This is a genomic window from Pseudomonas plecoglossicida NBRC 103162 = DSM 15088 (assembly GCF_000730665.1).
Taxonomy (GTDB): domain Bacteria; phylum Pseudomonadota; class Gammaproteobacteria; order Pseudomonadales; family Pseudomonadaceae; genus Aquipseudomonas; species Aquipseudomonas plecoglossicida.
Genome location: NZ_BBIV01000034.1, coordinates 1 through 21913, shown reverse-complemented (window position 1 = coordinate 21913; position 21913 = coordinate 1). Strand labels below are relative to the sequence as shown.

The 21913-nt window shown below is 62.8% G+C and carries 25 protein-coding genes; 12 read left to right on the top strand and 13 right to left on the bottom strand.

The genetic code is table 11. From position 1 onward, the window contains the following. The first annotated feature begins 8 nt into the window (after positions 1 to 8). Positions 9 to 1541 carry an NADH-quinone oxidoreductase subunit M gene (gene nuoM, locus PPL01S_RS18325; protein ID WP_016391392.1) on the top strand — a complete coding sequence of 511 codons (1533 nt, stop codon included), beginning with the start codon at positions 9 to 11 and terminating at the stop codon, positions 1539 to 1541. A 7-nt stretch (positions 1542 to 1548) separates the two neighbouring features. Further along, complete coding sequence (gene nuoN / locus PPL01S_RS18320; RefSeq protein ID WP_016391393.1) at positions 1549 to 3018, top strand: NADH-quinone oxidoreductase subunit NuoN; 1470 nt, start codon at positions 1549 to 1551, stop codon at positions 3016 to 3018. Between the two features lie 73 nt (positions 3019 to 3091). Here the strand turns inward: nuoN and PPL01S_RS24755 are convergent, their stop codons facing one another. Next, the gene (locus tag PPL01S_RS24755) at positions 3092 to 3343 is read right to left on the bottom strand and encodes an Ogr/Delta-like zinc finger protein (RefSeq protein WP_016391394.1); all 252 of its coding nucleotides are present in this window, start codon (positions 3341 to 3343) and stop codon (positions 3092 to 3094) included. Between the two features lie 201 nt (positions 3344 to 3544). Between PPL01S_RS24755 and PPL01S_RS18310 the strand changes: the two genes are divergently transcribed. Continuing rightward, positions 3545 to 3928 (top strand): helix-turn-helix domain-containing protein, encoded by a 384-nt coding sequence (locus PPL01S_RS18310; protein WP_028626070.1) that lies wholly within the window; start codon positions 3545 to 3547, stop codon positions 3926 to 3928. Between the two features lie 2 nt (positions 3929 to 3930). Here the strand turns inward: PPL01S_RS18310 and PPL01S_RS18305 are convergent, their stop codons facing one another. The 3 genes from PPL01S_RS18305 to PPL01S_RS18295 are packed head-to-tail and all read right to left on the bottom strand — an operon-like array spanning position 3931 to position 4889. Then, the gene (locus tag PPL01S_RS18305; RefSeq protein WP_016391396.1) at positions 3931 to 4278 is read right to left on the bottom strand and encodes a hypothetical protein; all 348 of its coding nucleotides are present in this window, start codon (positions 4276 to 4278) and stop codon (positions 3931 to 3933) included. Further along, entirely contained in the window at positions 4271 to 4630 is a 360-nt protein-coding gene (locus PPL01S_RS18300) for a head completion/stabilization protein (RefSeq protein ID WP_042156401.1), read from the bottom strand. The genes PPL01S_RS18305 and PPL01S_RS18300 overlap by 8 nt, the downstream gene beginning before the upstream one ends. Before the next feature lie 10 nt (positions 4631 to 4640). After that, the gene (locus tag PPL01S_RS18295) at positions 4641 to 4889 is read right to left on the bottom strand and encodes a helix-turn-helix domain-containing protein (protein WP_016391398.1); all 249 of its coding nucleotides are present in this window, start codon (positions 4887 to 4889) and stop codon (positions 4641 to 4643) included. 230 nt (positions 4890 to 5119) lie between these two features. Between PPL01S_RS18295 and PPL01S_RS18290 the strand changes: the two genes are divergently transcribed. After that, a complete protein-coding gene (locus tag PPL01S_RS18290; RefSeq protein WP_028626071.1) occupies positions 5120 to 7186 on the top strand; it encodes a TonB-dependent receptor family protein in 2067 nt (688 codons plus the stop codon). Between the two features lie 91 nt (positions 7187 to 7277). Here PPL01S_RS18290 and PPL01S_RS18285 read toward each other — a convergent pair whose 3' ends face one another. Further along, on the bottom strand, positions 7278 to 8342 hold the full coding sequence (locus PPL01S_RS18285) for an AI-2E family transporter (protein WP_028626072.1): 1065 nt from the start codon (positions 8340 to 8342) through the stop codon (positions 7278 to 7280). Positions 8343 to 8472: 130 nt separating this feature from the next. On the opposite strand from PPL01S_RS18285, the gene trhP reads away from it, so the two are divergent. The 5 genes from trhP (at position 8473) to PPL01S_RS18260 (ending at position 12973) form a co-directional block, all read left to right on the top strand. Next, entirely contained in the window at positions 8473 to 9840 is a 1368-nt protein-coding gene (gene trhP, locus PPL01S_RS18280) for a prephenate-dependent tRNA uridine(34) hydroxylase TrhP (protein WP_016391401.1), read from the top strand. A 47-nt stretch (positions 9841 to 9887) separates the two neighbouring features. After that, complete coding sequence (locus PPL01S_RS25555; RefSeq protein WP_016391402.1) at positions 9888 to 11015, top strand: copper resistance protein B; 1128 nt, start codon at positions 9888 to 9890, stop codon at positions 11013 to 11015. A gap of 15 nt (positions 11016 to 11030) precedes the next feature. Continuing rightward, positions 11031 to 11459 carry a DUF411 domain-containing protein gene (locus tag PPL01S_RS18270; RefSeq protein WP_016391403.1) on the top strand — a complete coding sequence of 143 codons (429 nt, stop codon included), beginning with the start codon at positions 11031 to 11033 and terminating at the stop codon, positions 11457 to 11459. Beyond that, entirely contained in the window at positions 11459 to 11896 is a 438-nt protein-coding gene (locus PPL01S_RS18265; RefSeq protein ID WP_016391404.1) for a YqaA family protein, read from the top strand. The genes PPL01S_RS18270 and PPL01S_RS18265 overlap by 1 nt, the downstream gene beginning before the upstream one ends. Positions 11897 to 11974: 78 nt before the next feature. After that, positions 11975 to 12973 carry an alpha/beta fold hydrolase gene (locus PPL01S_RS18260; RefSeq protein WP_016391405.1) on the top strand — a complete coding sequence of 333 codons (999 nt, stop codon included), beginning with the start codon at positions 11975 to 11977 and terminating at the stop codon, positions 12971 to 12973. A 37-nt stretch (positions 12974 to 13010) separates the two neighbouring features. Here the strand turns inward: PPL01S_RS18260 and PPL01S_RS18255 are convergent, their stop codons facing one another. From PPL01S_RS18255 to PPL01S_RS18230, 6 genes are all read right to left on the bottom strand, one after another. Further along, positions 13011 to 13592, bottom strand: coding sequence for a DinB family protein (locus PPL01S_RS18255; protein ID WP_028626073.1), 582 nt, complete (start codon positions 13590 to 13592; stop codon positions 13011 to 13013). A 12-nt stretch (positions 13593 to 13604) separates the two neighbouring features. Further along, a complete protein-coding gene (gene zapE / locus PPL01S_RS18250; protein WP_028626074.1) occupies positions 13605 to 14711 on the bottom strand; it encodes a cell division protein ZapE in 1107 nt (368 codons plus the stop codon). 55 nt (positions 14712 to 14766) lie between these two features. Next, positions 14767 to 15915, bottom strand: a complete 1149-nt coding sequence (locus PPL01S_RS18245) for a PQQ-dependent sugar dehydrogenase (protein ID WP_016391408.1) — start codon at positions 15913 to 15915, stop codon at positions 14767 to 14769. Between the two features lie 21 nt (positions 15916 to 15936). Continuing rightward, entirely contained in the window at positions 15937 to 16254 is a 318-nt protein-coding gene (locus PPL01S_RS18240; protein ID WP_016391409.1) for a hypothetical protein, read from the bottom strand. Positions 16255 to 16385: 131 nt separating this feature from the next. Beyond that, a complete protein-coding gene (gene speB, locus PPL01S_RS18235; protein WP_016391410.1) occupies positions 16386 to 17351 on the bottom strand; it encodes an agmatinase in 966 nt (321 codons plus the stop codon). A 26-nt stretch (positions 17352 to 17377) separates the two neighbouring features. Further along, positions 17378 to 18457 carry an extracellular solute-binding protein gene (locus PPL01S_RS18230; RefSeq protein ID WP_016391411.1) on the bottom strand — a complete coding sequence of 360 codons (1080 nt, stop codon included), beginning with the start codon at positions 18455 to 18457 and terminating at the stop codon, positions 17378 to 17380. Between the two features lie 102 nt (positions 18458 to 18559). Between PPL01S_RS18230 and PPL01S_RS18225 the strand changes: the two genes are divergently transcribed. Next, positions 18560 to 19453, top strand: a complete 894-nt coding sequence (locus tag PPL01S_RS18225; protein WP_016391412.1) for a LysR family transcriptional regulator — start codon at positions 18560 to 18562, stop codon at positions 19451 to 19453. Positions 19454 to 19532: 79 nt separating this feature from the next. Here the strand turns inward: PPL01S_RS18225 and PPL01S_RS18220 are convergent, their stop codons facing one another. Beyond that, positions 19533 to 19796 carry a hypothetical protein gene (locus PPL01S_RS18220; protein ID WP_016391413.1) on the bottom strand — a complete coding sequence of 88 codons (264 nt, stop codon included), beginning with the start codon at positions 19794 to 19796 and terminating at the stop codon, positions 19533 to 19535. A 127-nt stretch (positions 19797 to 19923) separates the two neighbouring features. On the opposite strand from PPL01S_RS18220, the gene PPL01S_RS18215 reads away from it, so the two are divergent. Next, positions 19924 to 20244 (top strand): ElaB/YgaM/YqjD family protein, encoded by a 321-nt coding sequence (locus PPL01S_RS18215; RefSeq protein ID WP_016391414.1) that lies wholly within the window; start codon positions 19924 to 19926, stop codon positions 20242 to 20244. An 18-nt stretch (positions 20245 to 20262) separates the two neighbouring features. Here PPL01S_RS18215 and PPL01S_RS18210 read toward each other — a convergent pair whose 3' ends face one another. Continuing rightward, positions 20263 to 20880, bottom strand: a complete 618-nt coding sequence (locus tag PPL01S_RS18210) for a MiaE family protein (protein WP_016391415.1) — start codon at positions 20878 to 20880, stop codon at positions 20263 to 20265. Between the two features lie 154 nt (positions 20881 to 21034). Here PPL01S_RS18210 and PPL01S_RS18205 point away from each other — a divergent pair, with 154 nt between their 5' ends. Continuing rightward, positions 21035 to 21898, top strand: coding sequence for a universal stress protein (locus tag PPL01S_RS18205; RefSeq protein ID WP_016391416.1), 864 nt, complete (start codon positions 21035 to 21037; stop codon positions 21896 to 21898). Positions 21899 to 21913 lie beyond the last annotated feature (15 nt).

Genomic DNA, 21913 nt, shown 5'->3' with positions numbered 1-21913 from the left:
AACCCGTCATGATTTTGCCTTGGCTGATCCTGATCCCCTTCATCGGCGGCTTCCTGTGCTGGCTGGGTGAGCGCTTCGGCTCCACCCTGCCGCGCTGGATCGCGCTGCTGACCATGTCCCTGCTGCTCGGCATCGGCCTGTGGCTGTGGGGCACCGGCGACTACACCCTGGCCCCCGCTCCGGGCGCCGAACCTGCCTGGGCACTCGAATACAAGATCGAGTGGATCAAGCGCTTCGGCATCAGCATCCACCTGGCCCTGGACGGCCTGTCGCTGCTGATGATCCTGCTCACCGGCCTGCTCGGTGTGCTGTCGGTACTGTGCTCCTGGAAAGAGATCCAGCGCCACGTCGGCTTCTTCCACCTCAACCTGATGTGGATCCTCGGCGGCGTGGTCGGTGTGTTCCTGGCCCTGGACCTGTTCCTGTTCTTCTTCTTCTGGGAAATGATGCTGGTGCCGATGTATTTCCTCATCGCGCTCTGGGGTCACAGCTCCTCGGATGGCAAGAAGACCCGGATCTACGCCGCTACCAAGTTCTTCATCTTCACCCAGGCCAGCGGCCTGATCATGCTGGTGGCGATCCTGGGCCTGGTGCTGGTCAACTACAACACCACCGGCGTGCTCACCTTCAACTACAGCGACCTGCTCAAGGCCGAGCTGCCGGCCGGCGTCGAGTACGTGCTGATGCTGGGCTTCTTCATCGCCTTCGCGGTGAAGCTGCCGGTGGTGCCGTTCCACTCCTGGCTGCCTGATGCACACGCCCAGGCACCGACTGCAGGTTCCGTGGATCTGGCCGGTATCTTGCTGAAGACTGCGGCCTACGGCCTGCTGCGCTTCGCCTTGCCGCTGTTCCCGAACGCCTCGGCCGAGTTCGCGCCGATCGCCATGACCCTGGGCCTGATCGGTATCTTCTATGGTGCCTTCCTGGCCTTCGCGCAAACCGACATCAAGCGCCTGGTCGCCTTCTCCAGCGTCTCGCACATGGGCTTCGTGCTGATCGGCATCTACTCCGGCAGCCAGCAGGCCCTGCAAGGCGCGGTGATCCAGATGCTGGCGCACGGCCTTTCGGCTGCCGCGCTGTTCATCCTGGCCGGCCAGCTGTACGAGCGCCTGCACACCCGTGACATGCGCGAGATGGGCGGCCTGTGGCACCGTATCGCCTACCTGCCTGCCATCAGCCTGTTCTTCGCCGCCGCCTCCCTGGGCCTTCCGGGTACCGGCAACTTCGTCGGCGAGTTCCTGATCCTGATCGGCAGCTTCGCCCATGTACCGTGGATCACTGTGATTGCCACCACCGGCCTGGTATTCGGTTCGGTCTACTCGCTGATCATGATCCACCGCGCCTACTTCGGCCCGGCCAAGGCCGAGGGCGTGCTGGCCGGCATGGACGGTCGCGAACTGATCATGGTCCTGGGTCTGGCGGTACTGCTGATCCTGCTGGGCGTGTATCCGCAGCCGTTCCTCGACACCTCTGCCGCCACCATGAGTGGTGTGCAGCAGTGGCTCGGTTCCGCTTTCACTCAACTCGCTTCGGCCCGGTAAGAGCGCTATGGAATTCACCACTCAACACTTCATCGCATTGGCGCCGATGCTGATCACCACCATCACCACGGTGGTGGTGATGCTGGCGATCGCCTGGAAGCGCAACCACTCGCAGACCTTCCTGCTGTCCACCGTGGGGCTGAACCTGGCCCTGCTGTCGATCCTGCCGGCGCTGAAAGTCGCGCCGCTGGCGGTCACCCCGCTGATCACCATCGACAAGTTCGCCTGCCTGTACATGGCAATCATCCTGGTGGCCACGCTGGCTTGCGTCACCCTCGCCCACGCCTACCTCGGCGAAGGCTCCAAGGGCTTCCCGGGCAACCGTGAAGAGCTGTACCTGCTGCTGCTGATGTCGGCCCTGGGTGGCCTGGTGCTGGTCAGCGCCAATCACCTGGCCGGCCTGTTCATCGGCCTGGAGCTGCTGTCGGTGCCCGTCTACGGGCTGGTGGCGTATGCCTTCTTCAACAAGCGCTCGCTGGAAGCCGGCATCAAGTACATGGTGCTGTCGGCCGCAGGTTCGGCCTTCTTGCTGTTCGGCATGGCCCTGCTGTACGCCGATGCTGGCAGCCTGAGCTTCGACCAGATCGGCAAGGCCCTGGCCACCACCAGCATGCCTAGCCTGCTGGCGCAACTGGGCCTGGGCATGATGCTGGTCGGCCTGGCCTTCAAGCTGTCGCTGGTACCGTTCCACCTGTGGACCCCGGATGTGTACGAAGGCGCCCCGGCGCCGGTCGCCGCCTTCCTGGCCACCGCCAGCAAGGTTGCGGTATTCGCTGTGGTCGTGCGTCTGTTCATGATCTCCCCTGCTGCCAGCAGCGGCGTGCTGAGCACCGTACTGGCGGTGATCGCGGTCGCTTCGATCCTGATCGGCAACCTGTTGGCGCTGACCCAGAGCAACCTCAAGCGCCTGCTCGGTTACTCGTCCATCGCCCACTTCGGTTACCTGCTGATCGCCCTGGTCGCCAGCAAGGGCCTGGCCCTGGAGGCCATGGGCGTGTACCTGGTCACCTACGTGATCACCAGCCTCGGCGCCTTCGGTGTCATCACCCTGATGTCCTCGCCTTACGGTGGCCGTGATGCCGACGCACTGTACGAGTACCGCGGCCTGTTCTGGCGCCGCCCGTACCTGACCGCAGTGCTGACCGTGATGATGCTGTCGCTGGCCGGTATCCCGCTGACGGCCGGCTTCATCGGCAAGTTCTACATCATCGCCACCGGTGTCGAGTCGCAGCTGTGGTGGCTGGTCGGTGCACTGGTGATCGGTAGCGCCATCGGCGTTTACTACTACCTGCGCGTCATGGTCACCCTGTTCCTGGTCGAGCCGAACCTGCGTCGCCACGACGCTCCGCTGAAGTGGGAACAGCGTACCGGTGGCGTCATGCTGCTGGCCATCGCCATTCTGGCGTTCGTGCTGGGCGTCTACCCGCAACCGCTGCTGGAGATGGTCCAGCAGGCAGGTCTGCAACTGATCGGTTGATCAGGTCGGTGATAAAAAACACCCCGCACTTGCGGGGTGTTTTTTTTATCGAAAAAAAGCAGCCGTGGGTTGGCTAGGAAACCTCGCGGCGTTGAAGTGCAGTCCTGCGTAGGTCACTGTTGGCCGATGGCAGATACACATCCGGGTTGGGCATGCCACTGGGGGACAGTTCGTGGGTCATTTCGAACTCCGCCCTGACCGACCAGCCACAGGCTTCATTGGTACATTGCAGATAAGCCACTCTCAAGAAAATATGTCGCCCCTCGCTGGTGCGGATACGCATACGGCTTTCGCAATGAGGACAGACCAGCTTGTACGTACTCATGAAAGATACCTGCCCAACACACTCAGCGACTTGCGCTGTAGGAATTCACAGTTCATTGAGCCAGCATTGACTACCGCACGAGAAGGGTTTTTCATCACACATCTACACATACCGAGAAACTCCTCAAATCGCAGGACAAATATTCAAAAATGATTAGTTTAAGGCCAGGGAAAGACGTTAAACCACTCATGGATACTCAATATGAGTAGCAAATTATTTCCCGCTGTCTTGGCGCGTCTCAAGCAACTGACCGGCGCCAATTCTGATGTTCAACTGGCCCGAAGCCTGAACATAAGCCCACAGACGCTGAGTAGCTGGAAGATAAGACAGAGCATTCCGTATTCATTGTGCATAGATTTGGCGGGCATTCATGGCTGTTCACTCGACTGGTTGCTGCTAGGCAACCAGTCACCGGACAAATCCGACGATGGCTGGGAAAACGACATGATCGAGCGCTTGCGCAGCCTCTCGTCTGCAGACCGCCATGCCACCCTCCTCTACATTCAGGACAAGCAACGTATCCAGGAACTGGAACAGCGACTGGACCAGTTTTCCAGCGCCTTGCCGGCGAAATTGCCAGGCTGAATTCATCGTCGCCAACGCTGGAGGAAGTCACGCAGGTCTACTGCATCCAGCCACACCATGGCCTTCAGACTGACGGGGATCACCACCGTCGCAGCCACGAAAGCTGCCATGCCACGCGACAGCATGGGCACAAGGGCCTTGACCAAAGGCTCGAACAGGTAGCCAACGCCAAGAATCAGGAGCACCAGAATGCACTGATTGGCCAATGACAGGCGCCTGCGCGAGGCAAAGATCAGATGGCCCCGCGCGACAGTGATGAACAGTGCCCCCAACAGGGCTCCGAGCAATACCCTGCCCTCATGCTGGAAGATGCCTGCCAGCACATCACGCATGCTTTCCACTTCATTCATGACTACCTCCATCGGCCCTGTCGGGCCTCACACCATGGGTGTACAAGCTCTGCAGCACGGCCCCTTCAACGAAGCGCACATAGCAAACCGTCAGCGCCCGCCCGCACGCATGGCCAGCGACATCGCCGAGGCGCTTGTAACCACGTCGACGCAGGGCGAGCCGCCAGCTGGCGAATTCGTTGGCAGCGGTCACGGCCGCACAACGCACGGCCAGTGCGAGGCGTGCGTCACTGACCTCAGGCCCCAGCGTGAGGCGCGCCCGCATCGCCGGCAATGCCATGCGTGGCCAGAACGGATCATGGCTATCCGGATAACGCAGTACGCAGGTGACTGATACAGGCTCTTTGCTCATGGGCTTGCCCTCACTGCTCGGCGAACATGCCATAGCGGATTGCCTTGATCACCGCCGCGACACGCGTCGGCACGTCGAACTTGCGCAGAATGTTGGACACGTGAAAATTGACGGTCGACTCCCGGCATTGCAGGATCTGCCCAATTTCCCAGGAGCTCTTGCCATAGGCGCACCAGAGCAGAACCTGGTGCTCGCGCGGGGTCAGGTGGATAGGCGCTTGGTCTGCGCTTTCGGGGCGCTGTCGCAGGTTGATAATCATCGTCGAACTCCACAGGTCATGGCCAATGGCGTCAGCAAAGTGTGCTGTCGCGCTAGGCCCCACGTTACGAAACGCTCCCTGTCGTCTCTACTCCTGCAACCTGTAGCGCGCCGTCCTACACAGTACGCCAGCTCCAGCAGCGCGCAATTAATTGAAATTTCTCGTGCTCTGGGCGGTTGTTCGCTCGTCACAACGCCGTTGCCTGCCCGCCCTTCGCCTGGAGTTGTACGATGCGTCCCGTTTTGCCCCTCTCGTCATGCCTCGGCCTGCTGGCCATTTTTACCGTTGGCCAGCAAGCCACTGCTGCCCCTGCCGTCCAGCTGGGTGAAGTGCTGATCAGTGACGAAGAGCAGAACGAACTGGAAGATGCCCGCGAGCGCCTGCAGGCAATTCCCGGCGCCAGCAACCTGGTCGACATGGACCAGGTGGGCCAAGGTCGCGTTGCCAACAACCAGGATGTGCTGGCTTACCAGCCTGGGGTGTTCGCCCAGTCGGCGGGCAACGATGGCATCAAGCTGTCGATCCGCGGCTCAGGCATCAACCGCGCACCGGGCGCACATGGCTCCGGCGTATACACGATGTTCGATGGCCTGCCCCTGACCGGACCGGGCGGCACACCCTATGAACTGTTCGAGCCACTGTGGCTGAGCCGCGCCGAAGTCTTGCGCGGCGCCAATGGCTTCGATTACGGCGCACTGGCCTTGGGCGGCGCGATCAACTACGTGACCCACACCGGTCACGATGCGGCACCGCTGCAAGTCCGTTATGAAGCCGGCAGCCGCGGCTATCAGCACCGGCACGTGAGCTCCGGCCAGGTATTGGGCGACCTGGACTATTACGTGGCGCTGACCGACTCGGAATACGACGGCTACCAGGAACACAGCAGCGGCAGCGCCAAGGGCATAGCCGCCAACGTCGGCTACCGCTTCAACCCTGACCTTCAGACGCGCTTCTACCTGCGCTACCGGGAAACCGAGAACGACCTGCCCGGGCGCCTGACCAAGGAGCAGATCAAGCATGACCCACGCGCAGCCAATGCCGCTTACCTGGCTCGCGATGACAGCCGCCCGCAGCCGGGCAGCACCTGGGTCGGCAACAAGACCACGTTCTTCCTGGAGGAGGACGCACGCCTGGAAGCCGGGCTGGTCTATCACGACTACCCGATGGACCTGCGCGAAGGCCCGATGCGCCTGAAGGTCGCCTACACCGATGTGAGCGGAACGCTGAACTACTTCCGGCGCGACACGCTGCTTGGCCATGAGAGCAAGACCAACGTCGGCTGGCGCACCACCAAGCACCTGCCCAACAGCGGCGCTTCGCAGTTCGCCCGCAGCGGCGGCGACAACTTCGGCGCCCGCAGCCGCGACTTCAGCTACCAGGGCTCGGACACCGTGCTGCACGCCGGCAACGACCTGGAGCTGATCCCGGACCTGTGGCTGACCACGGGACTGGCCATGATCTACACCCGGCGCGAGAGCGACGTGACCTACCCGCAGAGCGGCGGCAAGGTCAGCCAGCATGACTGGGACTATGCCCCACGGCTGGGATTGCGTTACGACATCAGTCCGCAACTGCAGGTCTATGGTAACCTCAGTCGCTCGGTCGAACCGCCGCACCCTTGGTCGCTGATCTGGAGTTCGACGGTTGCCACCCAGCCGATCGAGATGCAGAACCAGACCGCCACCACCCTGGAGCTCGGCGCGCGAGGCGATTCGGCGCTTGGCCGCTGGGACCTGGCCTGGTACTACTCGCAGGTTCGCCATGAACTCCTGGCCGTGGAAATCGTGCCCGGTGCCCTGCCCAAGGAATTCAACGCCAGCCCCACGGTGCACCAGGGCGTCGAAGCAGGCCTGGACAGCACGCTCTGGGAAGACTCAGGCGTCGGCAGGCTGAGCCTGCGCCAGGCCTACACCTTCAGCGACTTCCATTACCGTGACGACGACACGTTCGGCGATAACCGGCTGCCCGGCATTCCCATGCACTACTACCAGGCCGAACTGCGCTACGACTGGCCCAGCGGCTTCTATGCCGGGCTCAATACGCAGATGGCCTCCAAGGTGCAGGTCGACTATGCCAACAGCTACCACGCCGATGCCTATGCGCTGCTGGGCGCGCGGCTGGGCTGGAACTCGCCGAAGCAGGACTGGCAGACCTGGCTGGACCTGCGCAACCTGACCAACGAGCGCTATGCGGCAACGGTGACGCCGGGGTACAACGATGCGGGGCAGGACATCGCGCGCTCGACGCCGGGGGAAGGGTTCAGCGTGTATGCCGGGGTGTCGTACAGTTTCCACTAGATGAATGCGCAGGACCCCATCGCTGGCAAGCCGGCTCCCACAGGTCTTGTGCAGGAACTGGCTTGCCAGCGATGGGGCTGCGCAACGGCCCCTATTGAGGCAACTGCACCTTCGGCCTGCTCGCCGCGAAGATCGCCCAGCTCGAGATGAACAATGCCGCGATCAGCGGCCCGATCACGAAGCCATTGAGCCCGAACACCGCCAGCCCACCCAGGGTCGACACCAGGATCAGGTAATCAGGCATCCGTGTGCCCTTGCCCACCAGGATCGGCCGCAGCACGTTGTCCACCAGGCCGATCACCAGCACCCCAAACGCCGTCAGGATAATGCCCTGCAGGAACGCTCCGGTGAGCAGGAAGTAGGCCGCCACCGGCGCCCAGATGATGCCGGCGCCCACCGCTGGCAAGAGTGACAGGAAGGCCATCATCACGGCCCAGACCAGCGCGCTGGGGATATCCAGCACCCAGAAGATGAAGCCGCCCAGCGCGCCCTGGGTGATGGCCACCAGCACATTGCCTTTTACCGTGGCACGCACCACCCGGTTGAATTTCAGCTGCAACCTGCGCTTCTGCTGCTCGGGCAACGGCACGGCAAGCCGGACCTGGCGCGCCACCTCCGCGCCTTCGCGAAGAAAGAAGAACAGCAGGTACACCATGATGCCGAAGCTCACCAGGAAATCGAACGTACCCTGCCCGAAGCTGTAGGCCTGGCCGGCCAGCACCTGGCTGCCTTGCGTGGCCCACTTGGAAATCTTGTCCTGCAGACCATCCAGATTGCCCATGCCCAGGCTGTCCAGGCCATGCTGGGCGAATGCCGGCAGCATGTGCTTGCCGCGCGCGACAAAGCCAGCGATGTCCAGTTGCCCGCTTTCGATACGCTGGTACAGGTTGGCCCCCTCCTGCACCAGCAGCGCGCTGGTGATGATCACCGGCAGCACGGCCACCACCATGCAGACCAGCAAGGTAGTGGCCGCAGCGAGGTTGCGTCGCCGGCCAAACCGCATCAACAGGTGGCGCTGCAGCGGTGCGAACAGGATGCCGAGAATCACCGCCCAGAAGATCGCCCCGTAGTACGGCAGCAAGATCCACACGAAGGCAATCGTCACCAACGTCAGGAGTACGGCCAGGGCCTTGTTCTGCAGCGCGGTCGAGTTCATGGCGGTTCCTTGAGTGTCCTCACTATTAGTGCAGGCCATCACTGGAAAAGTGCCACCCACCCCTTGATTCAAATCAATACGCTGCGCCCGCCTACCCCCTAGCATCCGCGATTTTCGCCCCGGTGCGCCCATGTCCCCCATCGCCAAGCCCGAACTGCTGGCCCCCGCTGGCACCCTTAAGACCATGCGCTACGCCTTCGCCTACGGTGCCGACGCCGTGTATGCCGGCCAGCCGCGCTACAGCCTGAGGGTGCGCAACAACGAATTCGACCACGCCAACCTGGCCCAAGGCATCAGCGAGGCGCATGCCATGGGCAAGCGCTTCTATGTCGTGGTCAACATCGCGCCGCACAATGCCAAGCTCAAGACGTTCCTCAAGGACCTGGCGCCCGTGGTCGCGATGGCGCCGGACGCACTGATCATGTCCGATCCCGGCCTGATCATGCTGGTGCGCCAGCATTTCCCGCAGATGCCCGTGCACCTGTCGGTGCAGGCCAACACGGTCAATTGGGCCAGCGTGCAGTTCTGGCAGCAGTTGGGCTTGAGCCGAGTGATCCTGTCGCGGGAGCTGTCACTGGAAGAGATCGAGGAAATCCGCCAGCAGGTGCCGGACATGGAGCTGGAAGTGTTCGTGCATGGTGCCCTGTGCATGGCCTATTCCGGCCGCTGCCTGTTGTCGGGCTATCTCAACAAGCGTGACGCCAACCAGGGGAGCTGCACCAATGCTTGCCGCTGGAAGTATCAAGCCACCCCGGCCACCGAGAATGCCACCGGCGACATCGTGCGCGAAGTGGAGCCCACCCTGGGCCTGGGCTTGCCGACCGAACAGGTGTTCCTGCTGCAGGAAAGCAACCGTCCCGGCACCGAGCTGCCCGCCTTCGAGGACGAACACGGCACCTACATCATGAACGCCAAGGACCTGCGCGCCATCCAGCACGTCGAGCGGCTGGCGGCCATGGGCGTGCATTCGCTGAAGATCGAGGGCCGTACCAAGTCGCACTTCTACTGCGCCCGCGCCGTGCAGTCGTACCGCAAGGCCATCGACGACGCCGCAAACGGGCGACCGTTCGACATGGCGTTGATGGACAACCTCGAGTCCTTGGCCCAGCGCGGCTACACCGAAGGCTTCCTGCGCCGGCATGTGCACGACGAATACCAGAACTACCTGCGCGGCAACTCCATCTCCGAACGCCAGCAATTCGTCGGCGAACTGACCGGTGCACGCGTGGACGGCCTGGCCGAGGTCAAGGTCAAGAACCGTTTCGCCGTAGGCGATCACCTGGAACTGATGACCCCTCGCGGCAACTACCACTTCGACCTGCATCGCCTGTACGACCGCCAGCAGCGGGCCACCGAGGTGGCCCCAGGAGACGGCCATGTGGTGTACCTGCCGATTCCCGAGCAGGTGGCGCTGGATCACGGGCTGCTGATGCGCGACCTGGGCCCCGAGCAGCCGGTGCTGCCTGACGAGGCTGTAATCCCCGCCTCAGCTGGCTGACAGGTGCGACAGGCGAGGATCGTGGCTCTCACACAAGAGGCCACCCCATGTTGCCCACCACTTCCCGCCGAACCTTCGTCAAAGGCCTGGGCGCCGCTACCGCGCTAGCAGGCCTGGGACTTTGGCGGCCACTGGCCAGTGCTGCCGATGGACACGCGCTGGCCGGCCGGCACTTCGAGCTGTACATCGGCCAGACCCCCGTCAACATCACTGGCAACCCGCGCACGGCGCTGACCGTCAATGGCAGCCTGCCTGGCCCCCTGCTGCGCTGGCGCGAGGGCGATACCGTGACGCTGCGCGTGCGTAATCGGCTGGATCAGGACACCTCGATCCACTGGCACGGCATTCTCCTGCCAAGCGACATGGACGGCGTACCCGGCCTGAGCTTCGCCGGCATCGCACCCGGCGGCGATTACCTCTACCGCTTCACCCTGCGCCAGAGCGGCACCTACTGGTACCACAGCCATTCCGGGCTGCAGGAGCAGGCCGGAGTCTACGGCGCGATGGCCACTTCGCCCCCCCTGAGCGGACACCAGGTACACGATCAGGCAGTCAATTGGGTTATCATCGTGGACCAACTGGAATACCAGCAGTTCGAAAGCAGCGGCGCACTGAACTGGAACGCCACGGCCTGGATCGGTGGCGATGTCGACCGTCTCTGGCTGCGCAGCGAGGGCGAGCGGGAACAGGGCACAACCCACAAGGCCGAGCTGCAGGCGTTGTGGGGCCATGCCATCGATCCGTGGTGGGAGCTGGTCGGCGGTGTGCGCCAGGACTTCAAACCCGCCAGCGGTCAAACCTGGGCGGCATTCGGCATCCAGGGCACGCCGCTGTATGGCCTGGAACTCCAAGCCACAGCCTATGCGGGGGAGCGTCAACAGACCGCGCTGCGCCTTGAAGCGGCTTACGCTATGCTGCTGACCAACCGCTGGATCCTCGAGCCGACCCTCGAAGCCAATTTCTTCGGCCGCGACGATGCCGGCCGTGAACAAGGCGCGGGGTTGGCGGACAGCGAAATTGGTCTGCGCCTGCGCTACGAAATCACCCGCGGCTTCGCCCCGTATCTCGGGGTAAGCTTCGACCGCCTGCACGGCAAGCGCGCCGACCAGGCTCGGGAGCACGGCGAAGACCTCTCCCAGACCCGCCTGGTAGCAGGCGTGCGCCTGCGTTTTTGAAGGAGTCGTTCGACCATGCTGCGTAAACACCTGTTCACCTTCGGCCTGCTGGCCTTCACCGGCCTTGCCCAGGCTGCCGAGACCATCGACGTCTACCGCGACCCCAACTGTGGCTGTTGCAAAGCCTGGATCAGCCACCTGCGCGACAACGGCTTCACCGTCAACGACCATGTCGAGCCGGACATGAGCGCCGTCAAGCAACGCCTGGGCGTGGCGCCACGGCTGGCCTCGTGCCACACCGGGGTGATCGAGGGCAAGTTCGTCGAAGGCCATGTACCGGCCGAACAAGTCCACCAGCTGGTCAAGCGCGCCGACCTCAAGGGCCTGGCCGTGCCCGGCATGCCCATGGGCTCGCCGGGCATGGAGATGGGTGATCGCAAGGATGCCTACCAGGTCATCGGCGTGACCCAGGACGGCCAGGACACCGTGGTCGCCAACTACTGATGCTGAGCCACTGGGCGCTGTTTCTCAGCGCCTTTGGCGCCGCCACCCTGCTGCCGCTGCAGTCGGAAGCGGTGCTGGTGGGTTTGTTGCTGCGCCAGCCCGAGGCGTGGTTGACCCTGTTGCTGATCGCCACCGCGGGCAACGTGCTGGGCTCGATGGTCAACTGGCTGTTGGGCCGAGCCATCGAACACCTGCGCGACAAGCGCTGGTTTCCATTCAGTGCCTCGCAACTGGAGCGCGCCCAGCTGCGCTACCAGCGCTGGGGGCAATGGTCGCTGCTGCTGAGCTGGATGCCCGTGATCGGTGATCCGTTGACCCTGATAGCGGGGATCATGCGTGAGCCGTTCTGGCGGTTCATGCTGCTGGTGACGCTGGCCAAGGGCGGGCGCTACATCATCGTAGCGCTGATCACCCTGGGCTGGTTTGACACCTGGTGACACCTTTTTTCACGCTCAGGGTACTCCTCTGACTGCTACAGTCGCCAATTCCTACATGGTCCTACACGGAGTGCCCCCATGCTGCGCGCAACCGCCCTGGCCCTGGCCTGCCTTGTCAGCGCCCCGGCCATCGCCGCCGAAACGCCCACCTACGGCAAGCAACTCGAAGGTTTCAGCTACCCTCACCCACTCAAGCATTTCGACTTCCAGTCCCAGGGCCAGGCCTTGCAGATGGGCTACATGGACGTGCCTGCCAAAGGCCAGGCCAATGGCCGCAGCGTGCTGTTGATGCACGGCAAGAACTTCTGCGCCGCCACCTGGGAAACCACCATCGACGCCCTGAGCCAGGCCGGTTACCGCGTCATCGCCCCGGACCAGGTCGGGTTCTGCACATCGAGCAAGCCTTCGCATTACCAGTACAGCTTCCAGCAACTGGCCAGCAACACCTATGCATTGCTCGAACATCTGGGCATCCAACGGGCCGTTGTGCTCGGCCATTCCACCGGCGGCATGCTCGCCACCCGCTATGCGTTGATGTACCCGCAGCAGGTCGAGCGCCTGGCAATGGTCAATCCGATCGGCCTGGAAGACTGGAAAGCCCTGGGCGTGCCTTATCGCAGCGTGGACCAGTGGTATGCCCGCGAACTGAAGCTCGATGCCGAGGGCGTGCGCGAATATGAACGCAAGACCTATTACGCCGGACGCTGGAAACCTGAGTACGAGCGCTGGGTGCAGATGCTGGTGGGGCTGAACAAGGGCGCGGGGCATGAAGCAGTGGCGTGGAACTCGGCGCTGATCTACGACATGATCTTCACCCAGCCGGTGTACTACGAGTTCAAGGACTTGAAGATGCCGACCCTGCTGTTGATCGGTGACCAGGACAGCACTGCCATTGGCAGCGATATCGCCCCGCCCGAGGTCAAGGCACGGCTGGGCAAGTACAAGGAGCTCGGACCGCAGGTCGCTAAGCTGATTCCCCAGGCCGAGCTGGTGACCTTCGAGGGCATGGGGCACGCGCCGCAGATCGAGGAGCCCAGGCGCTTCAACAAGACACTCGTCGACTGGTTGGCGCAGTAACCCGGGTGAGGGGCGCCTTGCGCCCCTTTCCCTGACCTCAGTGCTTCCAGACCTGGGCTTCGCTCCACCCCAGCTCGGCAAAATCCCCGACCCGCAACCCAGCCTCCTCCTCGCAGAAGAATTCATCCAGCTGCGGTGGCCGCACCGCCGTGTCGCTGAGCATGGCATGCACCTGGCCACGGTGGTGGATCTGGTGCTCGAACACATGCGACAGCAAGCGCAGGCGTTGCTCGCGCTGCACCCGGTCAGGCCGCACGATGCTCACGTAGCGAGACAGCTGGTCGTCGCGCAGCACGCTGCAATAGGCGATCAGTCGGTGATCCGCCTGGGCCTGTTCGGCATGCAGGTCGGCACAGGTGGCGAACGGCTGCTCCGGCTCGAAGAAGCGCTCGCTGTCGGCGTCCGGCGCCTCGCCGCGCTGCTCGCACTCGAGCATGTGCAGGTAGAACCAGTCCACTGTCAGCAAGTGGTTGAGCGTCGCCTTGATCGACGGAAAGAAGCTGCAGCGCGGAGCGACGAACTCGTCGTGCGTCAGTTGCAGGCAAGCCTTGTACACGCGGTGGTTGGCCCAGCCATTGTTGTAGGCCTGGGTCAGCAGATGATGCGACAACGGCTCCATGGTTCGGCTCCTTCAGGCGAAGCGTTGCAGTTGCATCTCCCGTAGCCGGCTCAGGGTCCTTTGGTACGGGAACGCCAGATACCCTTGAGTGTAGAGCGCATCCAGCGGTACCTGGGCTTCCAGGTACAAGGCCACCCTGCGGTCATAGCACTCATCGACCAGGGCGATGAAGCGGCGCACGGCGTCGTCCTTGGGCGACAGGGCAGGCAACTGGCGATCGCCTGCCACCACCTGCGCCGCGCCATCCTCGGTGCCACGGGCGATGCGACCAGCCCGCTGTTCGCCACTCAGGGCCGGAACGCCCTCGACCAGGATCGCCGGGAAACGGTCGCACAAGGCCATGAACTCCATGGCTGCCAGCGGCTGCTCGCACAGGTCGGCGAATCGGCACCAGAGCGCACCGGCGCTGTGCCGGATCACCTGGATCTGCCGAGTGCCTACCGACAGCGGCCGGGTACTGCCAGGATCTTCTGGGCTCAGTTGCCCGAACACCGCTGCGAGGTTGCCTGGCTTGCCGGCTTCGGCGACCCAATAGCGTTGCCGAGCAGCCCCTGGATGCAGGCGATGATCTTGATCGCCCTGAATGGGCAACACCACCATGTGCTGTTCGATGGCGCGGATTGCCGGGAGGAATCGCTCGCGGTTGAAGCCATCGAGATACAGCTGCTGTGGCGGCTGGTTGGACGTGGCAACCACCCGCACACCTTGGTCGAACAGCACCTGAAACAGCCGGCCGAGAATGATGGCATCACCGATGTCGCTGACGAACAGTTCGTCGAAGCACAGCACGCGGATCTGCCCGGACAGCTCGCGGGCCAAGGCCTGCAAGGGGTCGGCGGTGCCATTGAGCTGGAACAGGCGCTGGTGCACCCAGGCCATGAAATGGTGAAAGTGCTGGCGCCGGGACGGGACGGTCAGACAGCGATGGAACAGGTCCATCAGCCAGGTCTTGCCGCGGCCGACCGGGCCCCACAGGTAGAGGCCCTGGGTGGCTCGTCCCTGCTCGATGGCCTCGAAACAGGCCTGCAGTGCGTTGACGGCCAGGGCCTGGGCCGGATCGGGAGCGTAGCCTTGGTCAGCAAGGGCCTGGTGGTAGAGCAGTCGGGGATCGAGGGTCATGCGGCATTATGTTTATGGGCCCTATCGCCGGCAAGCCGGCGATAGGTGCACCGCCTTAGCCGTCGCTAAGGCCAACCTTCAACAACTTTCCGTCCTTGTCATCGGTCAGCACATAGAGGTAGCCATCGGGCCCTACCCGCACATCGCGGATTCGCGCCTTCAGGTCGCCCAGCAGACGCTCTTCATGGACGATCTTGTCGCCAGCGAGTTGCAGGCGGATCAGCTCCTGGGTAACCAGCGCGCCGATGAACAGGTTGTGATCCCAGGCCTTGAACGTGGGGCTGTCATAGAAGGCCATGCCGCTGATCCCGGGCGACTTTTCCCAGACATGGTGCGGATCGACCATGCCATCGACATGCTTGCCCTTGGCCTCGGGAATCGGCAGCAGCGAGTAGTTGATGCCGTGCGTCGCGATTGGCCAGCCGTAGTTCTTGCCCGGCTGCACGATATTGATCTCGTCGCCTCCGCGCGGGCCATGCTCGTGGGTCCAGAGCTTGCCGGTCCACGGATTGAGCGCAGCGCCCTGCTGGTTGCGATGGCCGAACGACCAGATTTCCGGGCGCACGTTGTCCCTGCCGACGAAGGGGTTGTCCTTCGGCACCTCACCGTCGGGCAGGATCCGCACGACCTTGCCCTGCAGCTTGTCCAGATCCTGGGCCGTCGGACGCTGGTTGTTTTCGCCCAGGGCGATGAACAGGAAGCCATCGCGATCGAATACCAGGCGCGAGCCGAAGTGGTTGCCGACCGAGAGTTTGGGCTGTTGTCGGAAAATCACGGCAAAGTGCTCCAGCCGTGCGCGATCTTCGCTCAACTGACCGCGGCCCACTGCGGTGCCTGCCTTGCCATCACTGCCCTCTTCGGCGAATGAAAGATAAACCGTTCGATCCGTCTCGAATTCCGGGGAAAGCACCACGTCGAGCAAACCGCCCTGCCCTTCGGCCCAGACCTTGGGAACGCCGCTGATGGGCGCCCCGACCTTGCCCTCGGCATTGACCAGGCGCAGGTTGCCGGGGCGTTCGGTGACCAGCATGTCCTTGCCGCCTGGGAGGAAGGCCAGCGCCCACGGGTTGCGCAAACCGTCTGCCAGGGTACTGACCGTGATCTGCCCCTCCTCGCTGGGGAACTGCTGCTCGGAAGCGGCCTGCGCCAACAGCGGCAGCAATGCAGCGGCGGTCAGGGTGGCCAACCAGGTAGCTTTGGTCATGCGCAATTCCTTTCGAGGGGCTCAGGGCACGCGCTGGGTGTCGCGTGGCGGCCGGGTAGGTTCCAGGTTCGGGGTCTGCTGCTGGCGACGCAGGTTGTCGCCGTTGCCGATGCCGCGGTTGTCCAGGCTGGGCGTGCGCTGGATCGGCTGTGTGGAAGGGCCTCGCACCGGCGGGGTGGCCGACATGCTGCCCTGGCGGCTGTTGGGGTTGGCGCGCTGGATCGGGCTGTTGTAGGGATTGTTGTTACTGGCGGCAAGTTGCAGCGGCTGCGGCGTTGCGGCCTGCACCGGCACGCACAGCAACAGGCCGATGGCCAGGGTTGGCAATGTAAGGTTCATGCTTCACCTCCCGTACGAAAAAGCGCGCCTCGTGCGTTGGATAGCCTAAGGCGCGATGGGTTCGCGGCAAAAGTGTGAATGCGATTCCTGATGTTTCAGTATGAACCTGCCACGGCAACCGTACAGCCCCGTTACGCGCCGACGTCGACCTTGTGCCGCGCCGCGTACAGGCACAGCATCTCCATGGCCAGGGTCGCGCCGGCCAGCGCCGTGATATCGGCATGATCATAAGCGGGTGCCACTTCCACCAGGTCCATGCCCACCAGGTTGATGCCCCGAAGCCCACCCAGTATTTCCAGTGCCTGTACCGTGCTCAGCCCGCCACAGACTGGCGTACCCGTGCCTGGCGCATAGGCGGGATCCAGGCAGTCGATATCGAAGGTCAGGTACACCGGGCGCTCACCGACCCGCTGGCGGATCGCCGCGATGATCGCCTCGGTGCCCTGGCGATGCACTTGCCGGGCGTCGAGGATGGCGAAGCCCTGATCGTCGTCATTGGTGGTGCGCAAACCGACCTGCACGGAGCAGGACGGATCCACCAGCCCTTCGCGCGCGGCGTGCCAGAACATGGTGCCATGGTCGATGCGTTTGCCCTCCTCGTCCGGCCAGGTGTCGCTGTGCGCATCGAAGTGGATCAATGCCAACGGGCCATGGCGTCGGGCATGGGCCTTGAGCAGCGGGTAGCTGATGAAATGATCGCCACCCAAAGTGAGCATCGCGCACCCTGCCTCCAGGATATGCGTGGCGTGCGCCTCGATACTGTCTGGCACCGACTGCGGGGTGCCGCTGTCGAACGGGCAATCACCATGATCGACGACGGCGAGGTGGTCGAACGGGTCGAACGCCCAAGGCCAGTGGCGAGCCCAGGCCTGCTGGACCGAAGCGGAGCGAATGGCACGCGGTCCGAAACGCGCCCCGGGGCGGTTGCTGGTGGCGGTGTCGAAAGGCACCCCGCTCACCACCACATCCACGCCACGCAGATCGCGACTGTAGCGACGACGCGCGAAACTGGTTATACCGGCGTAGGTACTTTCCGCAGCAGTGCCATACAAGCTGTCACGGGTCATGGCCTGGTCGTTGTTCTGGGCTTGCTCCATCTTCGGGCTCCTTTTGTAATCGAGGGTTACTGGCGGCTGCGGAAAGCCGTCCACAGTCGGTTGCGCTGGCGCAGGTCGGACAACGCCATGCCGCGATCGGCATACAGGCGCTCACGCACCGAAGCGGGCGGGTAGATATCCGGATCGTTGCGTACCGCCTCGTCGACCAGCGGCGTGGCTGCCTGGTTGGCGTTGGCGAAAAACAGCGCGTTGGTCAGTGCCGCTACCGATTCCGGTTGGAGCATGAAGGCCATGAAGGCCTTGGCCGCCTCGGGGTGCGGGGCGTCCTTGGGTATGACCAGGTTGTCCTGCCAGAGCAGTGTCCCTTCGCGGGGAATGCGATAGATCAGCTCGAACGGCTTGCCGGCGCGGCGCGCCTGGTCGGCAGCCATTGCCGCATCGCCGTTGTAGGTCAGTGCCAGGCAAACGCTGCCATTGGCCAGGTCGTTGATCTGTCGGCCGTTGGCGACATAGGCGATCGATGGCTGCAACTGCGTCAACAGTGCTTGTGCCTGGGCGAGATCGGCCTTGTCCTGGCTGTACGGGTCCTTGCCAAGGTAGTTGAGGGCCAGGCCAATCACTTCCTGCGGCGAGTCGGGCATGGCGATGCCGCATCCCTTGAGGCGGCTTGCATACTCGGGCTTGAACAGCAGGTCCAGGCTGTTCATCGGTACATCGCCCAGGCGCTGGCGCACGGCCTCGACATTCACTCCCAGGCCCAACGTTCCCCAGGTATAGGGCAGCGCATGACGATTGCCCGGGTCGACTTCGGCCAGCTTGCCCAGCAAATCCTTGTCGAGGTTGGCATAGCCCGGCATGCGCTGCGCATCCAGCGGCAGCAGGGCGTTGGCCTTGAGTGCCCGTGCGAGCACGGTGGACGACGGCACGACCACATCGTAGCCACTGCCGCCGGTCAAGAGCTTGGTTTCCAGCACCTCGGAGGTGTCAAAGGTGTCGTAGCGCACCTTGTATCCCGTCTCGCGCTCGAAGCGCTCGAGGGTCTGCGGAGCGACATAATCGGCCCAACTGTACAGGTTGAGGACCTTCTCTTCGGCCTGCAGCGGCAAGGCAAGGCACAAGGACAGCAGGCACAGCGAACTTCGCATGACGGGCACCTCGAGCAGGGGATGGATGCCGTCAGCATGCCAGCCGGGTTACATTGTAAAAATGGCAACTTTACAAAGCTGACATTCATTAGGAGCAATGTGATGCTCGGACAATTGCAGGACCCTGACCTGCACCTGTTGCGGCTGTTCGTGACCGTTGTCGAGGCCGGCGGCTTCAGCGCCGCGCAAGGCGTATCAGGCTTGAGCCAGCCCACCATCAGCCAGCGCATGGCGCAGCTCGAGGCGCGCCTGGGTTATCGCCTGTGCAGTCGCGGCAAGCGTGGTTTTAGTCTGACCGAGAAGGGCGAACTGCTGCTGGAAGCTGCTCGCGGTTTGCTGTTGGATATCGAACGGTTCCGCCAGCAGGCCAATGGCGTGGCTGGGCGCTTGCTGGGGACGGTGAGGATCGGCATGGCGGAAAACCAGGACGCGGCTGTAAGCATTCGCCTGGCGCGGGCGATTTCCAGTTTTCGCGAACGTGAGGAGGCAGTGCAGCTGGAACTGTTCAGCGCGCCACCTGCAGAGCTTGAACGGTTGCTGCTGGAGCAGCGGCTGGACTATGCCATCAGCTACTTTTCCGGCAGCCAGGCGGCATTCGATTACCAGCCGTTGTTCGAAGAGCGTCAGCGATTGTACTGCGGCAAGGGGCACGTATTTTTCGGCCTGCCAGGCGTCACGCGCGAGCAGTTGCTGGAGGCCGATCAGGTGCGCCATCCCTACCGGTTTCTCAAGGGCGGCGAGCCGTTCCAGAGCCTGCGCAGCATGGCGGTGGCCGAGCAGATCGAAAGCGTGCTGATGTTCATCCTGTCAGGCCGGCATATGGGTTACCTGCCGTGCCATTGCGCCCAGGGCTGGGAGGACCAGGGTTTGTTGTGGGCCCTGGATGCCGAGTTGGACTTCGTGGTGCCGTTTACCCTGGCCAGGCATCGGGGACAGGTGGCTGGGGAGGCGCAGCGGGCGTTTGCGGAGGATTTGCTGGCGGCGTTTGGCGCATAGGGCCATGCCGTCTTTTTCGACCTCATCGCCGGCAAGCCGGCTCCCACGGGTTCATCGCAAAATTCCGGCCACGCTCGGGTCAGCGGTTGCCACTCGCAGCTGCCATCATCTTGTTCACTTCACTTCGTACCATGCTCGCGTATTCGGGCGGGGACATGGCATCCAGTTCGGCACGCACCCACTCGGCCCACTTGCCCTTGCGCCGTGGCTTTTCCGAAATAAGACGGGCCGCCTCGCCCTTTGCCTTGCCCAGGTTGTTTTGCCACAGCTCGAACAACCGGGCTTTCTCGGCCTCGATCTGCGCCCGTTCCTCGAAGCTCTTGTTGGCCAGATTGAAACTCATGGAAATACCTGCCCGTTGAAATGGCCGCTATCTTACACCGTAGCGACGGATCATCGAAAAGCCCATCGCAACTTTCCTGCCGCGCCGGCATCCATTGGTTATTCACCCCATCGACGAGGAAGAGTTCATGGCCCGTAAAATTGCCGCAATAGCCAATAGCGAACAGATCAAGGATCAGGTTTTCAGCGAACTGCAGGCGCTGATCGAAGAGTCGGAAAAGCTGCTCAACGAAAGCGCTTCGCTGGTGGGCGACGAAGCCGATACCTTGCGTGCACAAGTCAGCCTGAAGCTACGCCAAGCCAGGGAAGCGGCTGGCCAGGTGCGCGCCAAGGCGCAACCGGCAGTTGACGCCACCCAGGACTACATTGGCGGCCATCCATGGCAAACCGTGGCTGTTTCGGCAGGCTTCGGCCTGGTGATAGGGTTACTGCTGGGCCGCCGCTACTGAAAGTAGCCGCGGGCTGGATCAGGCTGCTTGCGCCATCGGTATACCGCTGTGAAAGCGCAGCTCCTGGTCCGGTGACTGGATGAGTTCAGCTTCAGCTGCCCGGACCAGTTCGACACGGCGGGCGATATCTGCCTCGTCTCCATAGTGGTGAGCCAACTTCAGGTAACCCTGATAATGGCGTGCCTCACTCTTCAACAAACCGTGATAGAAGGTCCCGAGCTCCTCATCAAGGTGCGGGACCAAGGCTGCGAAGCGCTCACAACTGCGAGCCTCGATGAAAGCGCCCACCACCAGAGTATCCACCAGCTTTACCGGCTCATGGGCCCGCACCAATCGCCGCAAGCCGGAGGCATAACGCCCCGCCGACACTGGCCGCAATGGCACCCCGCGGCGTTTCATCAGACGCAATACCTGTTCATGATGCACCAGCTCTTCGCGCGCCAGGCGCGACATCATGTTGATCAGGTCCAGATGCGTGTTGTACTTGGCAATGAGGCTCAAGGCAGTACTTGCTGCCTTGAACTCACAGTTCTTGTGGTCGATCAGCAAGGTTTCCTGGTCGGCGAGCGCCGCTTCGATCCAGGCGTCTGGAGTGCGACAGCCGAGGAAGGCATCGATTTCGGGGATCAGGGACATAGACGTGCAACCACACAAGACAGGCAGGATCGGCGATTATACCGGCGGCGACCGCTAGCGCCAGTGACTATGCTTGATGTACATCAAGCGGCGACGCGGGGAGTGCCGACTATAGTCAGGCATTGCTCGCCACCTTTAAAGGGAGTCCATGCACATGCAAGCCGTTCGCAGCATCCTCGTCGTCCTCGACCCTCACCATGCCCACAGCCGTGCACTGACTCGCGCCAAGTTGATTGCAGGCGTGACCGGGGCCCGCCTGCACCTGCTGATGTGCGACAAGAAGCAAGACCACAGTGCACTGCTCAGCTTGCTCGGCAGTCAACTGCATGATGATGGGTATGACAATGTCACCCATGAGCAGACCTGGCATGACTCCTTGCATGAATCGATCATCGCTGTGCAGCAGGCTGAAGGCTGTGAGCTGGTGATCAAGGAGCATCGCCCGGATAACCCGTTGAAGAAGGCATTGCTGACCCCTACCGACTGGAAACTCCTGCGCCAGTGCCCATGCGCAGTACTGATGGTCAAGAGTGAACGGCCATGGACGGGCGGCGTGATCCTGGCGGCAGTCGATGTGGGCAACCAGGACGAAGATCATCGCCGCCTGCATGCCAGTATCATCGATCATGGTGATGCAATTGCCAAATTGGCCAAAGGCCATCTGCATGTCATAGCAGCGCACCCTTCGCCCATGTTGTCAGCTTCGGATCCTGTGTATCAATTGAGCGAAAAGATCGAAGAGCGCTACCGGGAGGCTTGCAAAGCGTTTCAGGCCGAATTTGATATCAGCGAAGATCGGCTGCATGTCGCAGAGGGACCGGCGGATGTGTTGATTCCCTTTACTGAGAAGAAACTGGACGCGGTGGTCACGGTCATGGGAACTATCGGTCGAAGTGGAATTTCCGGTGCCTTGATTGGCAATACTTCCGAAGTGGTGCTCGATTCGCTGGAAGGGGATGTGCTGGTGCTTAAAAGCGAAGAAGCGACTGCACACCTGGCTGAACTGGCTCGAGGCTGAAAGATTTTCGCCCAA

Coding starts and splice junctions, on each gene's coding strand:
- nuoM (WP_016391392.1), top strand. CDS start 9: ATGATTTTGCCTTGGCTGATCCTGATCCCCTTCATCGGCGGCTTCCTG.
- nuoN (WP_016391393.1), top strand. CDS start 1,549: ATGGAATTCACCACTCAACACTTCATCGCATTGGCGCCGATGCTGATC.
- PPL01S_RS24755 (WP_016391394.1), bottom strand. CDS start 3,343: ATGAGTACGTACAAGCTGGTCTGTCCTCATTGCGAAAGCCGTATGCGT.
- PPL01S_RS18310 (WP_028626070.1), top strand. CDS start 3,545: ATGAGTAGCAAATTATTTCCCGCTGTCTTGGCGCGTCTCAAGCAACTG.
- PPL01S_RS18305 (WP_016391396.1), bottom strand. CDS start 4,278: ATGAATGAAGTGGAAAGCATGCGTGATGTGCTGGCAGGCATCTTCCAG.
- PPL01S_RS18300 (WP_042156401.1), bottom strand. CDS start 4,630: ATGAGCAAAGAGCCTGTATCAGTCACCTGCGTACTGCGTTATCCGGAT.
- PPL01S_RS18295 (WP_016391398.1), bottom strand. CDS start 4,889: ATGATTATCAACCTGCGACAGCGCCCCGAAAGCGCAGACCAAGCGCCT.
- PPL01S_RS18290 (WP_028626071.1), top strand. CDS start 5,120: ATGCGTCCCGTTTTGCCCCTCTCGTCATGCCTCGGCCTGCTGGCCATT.
- PPL01S_RS18285 (WP_028626072.1), bottom strand. CDS start 8,342: ATGAACTCGACCGCGCTGCAGAACAAGGCCCTGGCCGTACTCCTGACG.
- trhP (WP_016391401.1), top strand. CDS start 8,473: ATGTCCCCCATCGCCAAGCCCGAACTGCTGGCCCCCGCTGGCACCCTT.
- PPL01S_RS25555 (WP_016391402.1), top strand. CDS start 9,888: ATGTTGCCCACCACTTCCCGCCGAACCTTCGTCAAAGGCCTGGGCGCC.
- PPL01S_RS18270 (WP_016391403.1), top strand. CDS start 11,031: ATGCTGCGTAAACACCTGTTCACCTTCGGCCTGCTGGCCTTCACCGGC.
- PPL01S_RS18265 (WP_016391404.1), top strand. CDS start 11,459: ATGCTGAGCCACTGGGCGCTGTTTCTCAGCGCCTTTGGCGCCGCCACC.
- PPL01S_RS18260 (WP_016391405.1), top strand. CDS start 11,975: ATGCTGCGCGCAACCGCCCTGGCCCTGGCCTGCCTTGTCAGCGCCCCG.
- PPL01S_RS18255 (WP_028626073.1), bottom strand. CDS start 13,592: ATGGAGCCGTTGTCGCATCATCTGCTGACCCAGGCCTACAACAATGGC.
- zapE (WP_028626074.1), bottom strand. CDS start 14,711: ATGACCCTCGATCCCCGACTGCTCTACCACCAGGCCCTTGCTGACCAA.
- PPL01S_RS18245 (WP_016391408.1), bottom strand. CDS start 15,915: ATGACCAAAGCTACCTGGTTGGCCACCCTGACCGCCGCTGCATTGCTG.
- PPL01S_RS18240 (WP_016391409.1), bottom strand. CDS start 16,254: ATGAACCTTACATTGCCAACCCTGGCCATCGGCCTGTTGCTGTGCGTG.
- speB (WP_016391410.1), bottom strand. CDS start 17,351: ATGGAGCAAGCCCAGAACAACGACCAGGCCATGACCCGTGACAGCTTG.
- PPL01S_RS18230 (WP_016391411.1), bottom strand. CDS start 18,457: ATGCGAAGTTCGCTGTGCCTGCTGTCCTTGTGCCTTGCCTTGCCGCTG.
- PPL01S_RS18225 (WP_016391412.1), top strand. CDS start 18,560: ATGCTCGGACAATTGCAGGACCCTGACCTGCACCTGTTGCGGCTGTTC.
- PPL01S_RS18220 (WP_016391413.1), bottom strand. CDS start 19,796: ATGAGTTTCAATCTGGCCAACAAGAGCTTCGAGGAACGGGCGCAGATC.
- PPL01S_RS18215 (WP_016391414.1), top strand. CDS start 19,924: ATGGCCCGTAAAATTGCCGCAATAGCCAATAGCGAACAGATCAAGGAT.
- PPL01S_RS18210 (WP_016391415.1), bottom strand. CDS start 20,880: ATGTCCCTGATCCCCGAAATCGATGCCTTCCTCGGCTGTCGCACTCCA.
- PPL01S_RS18205 (WP_016391416.1), top strand. CDS start 21,035: ATGCAAGCCGTTCGCAGCATCCTCGTCGTCCTCGACCCTCACCATGCC.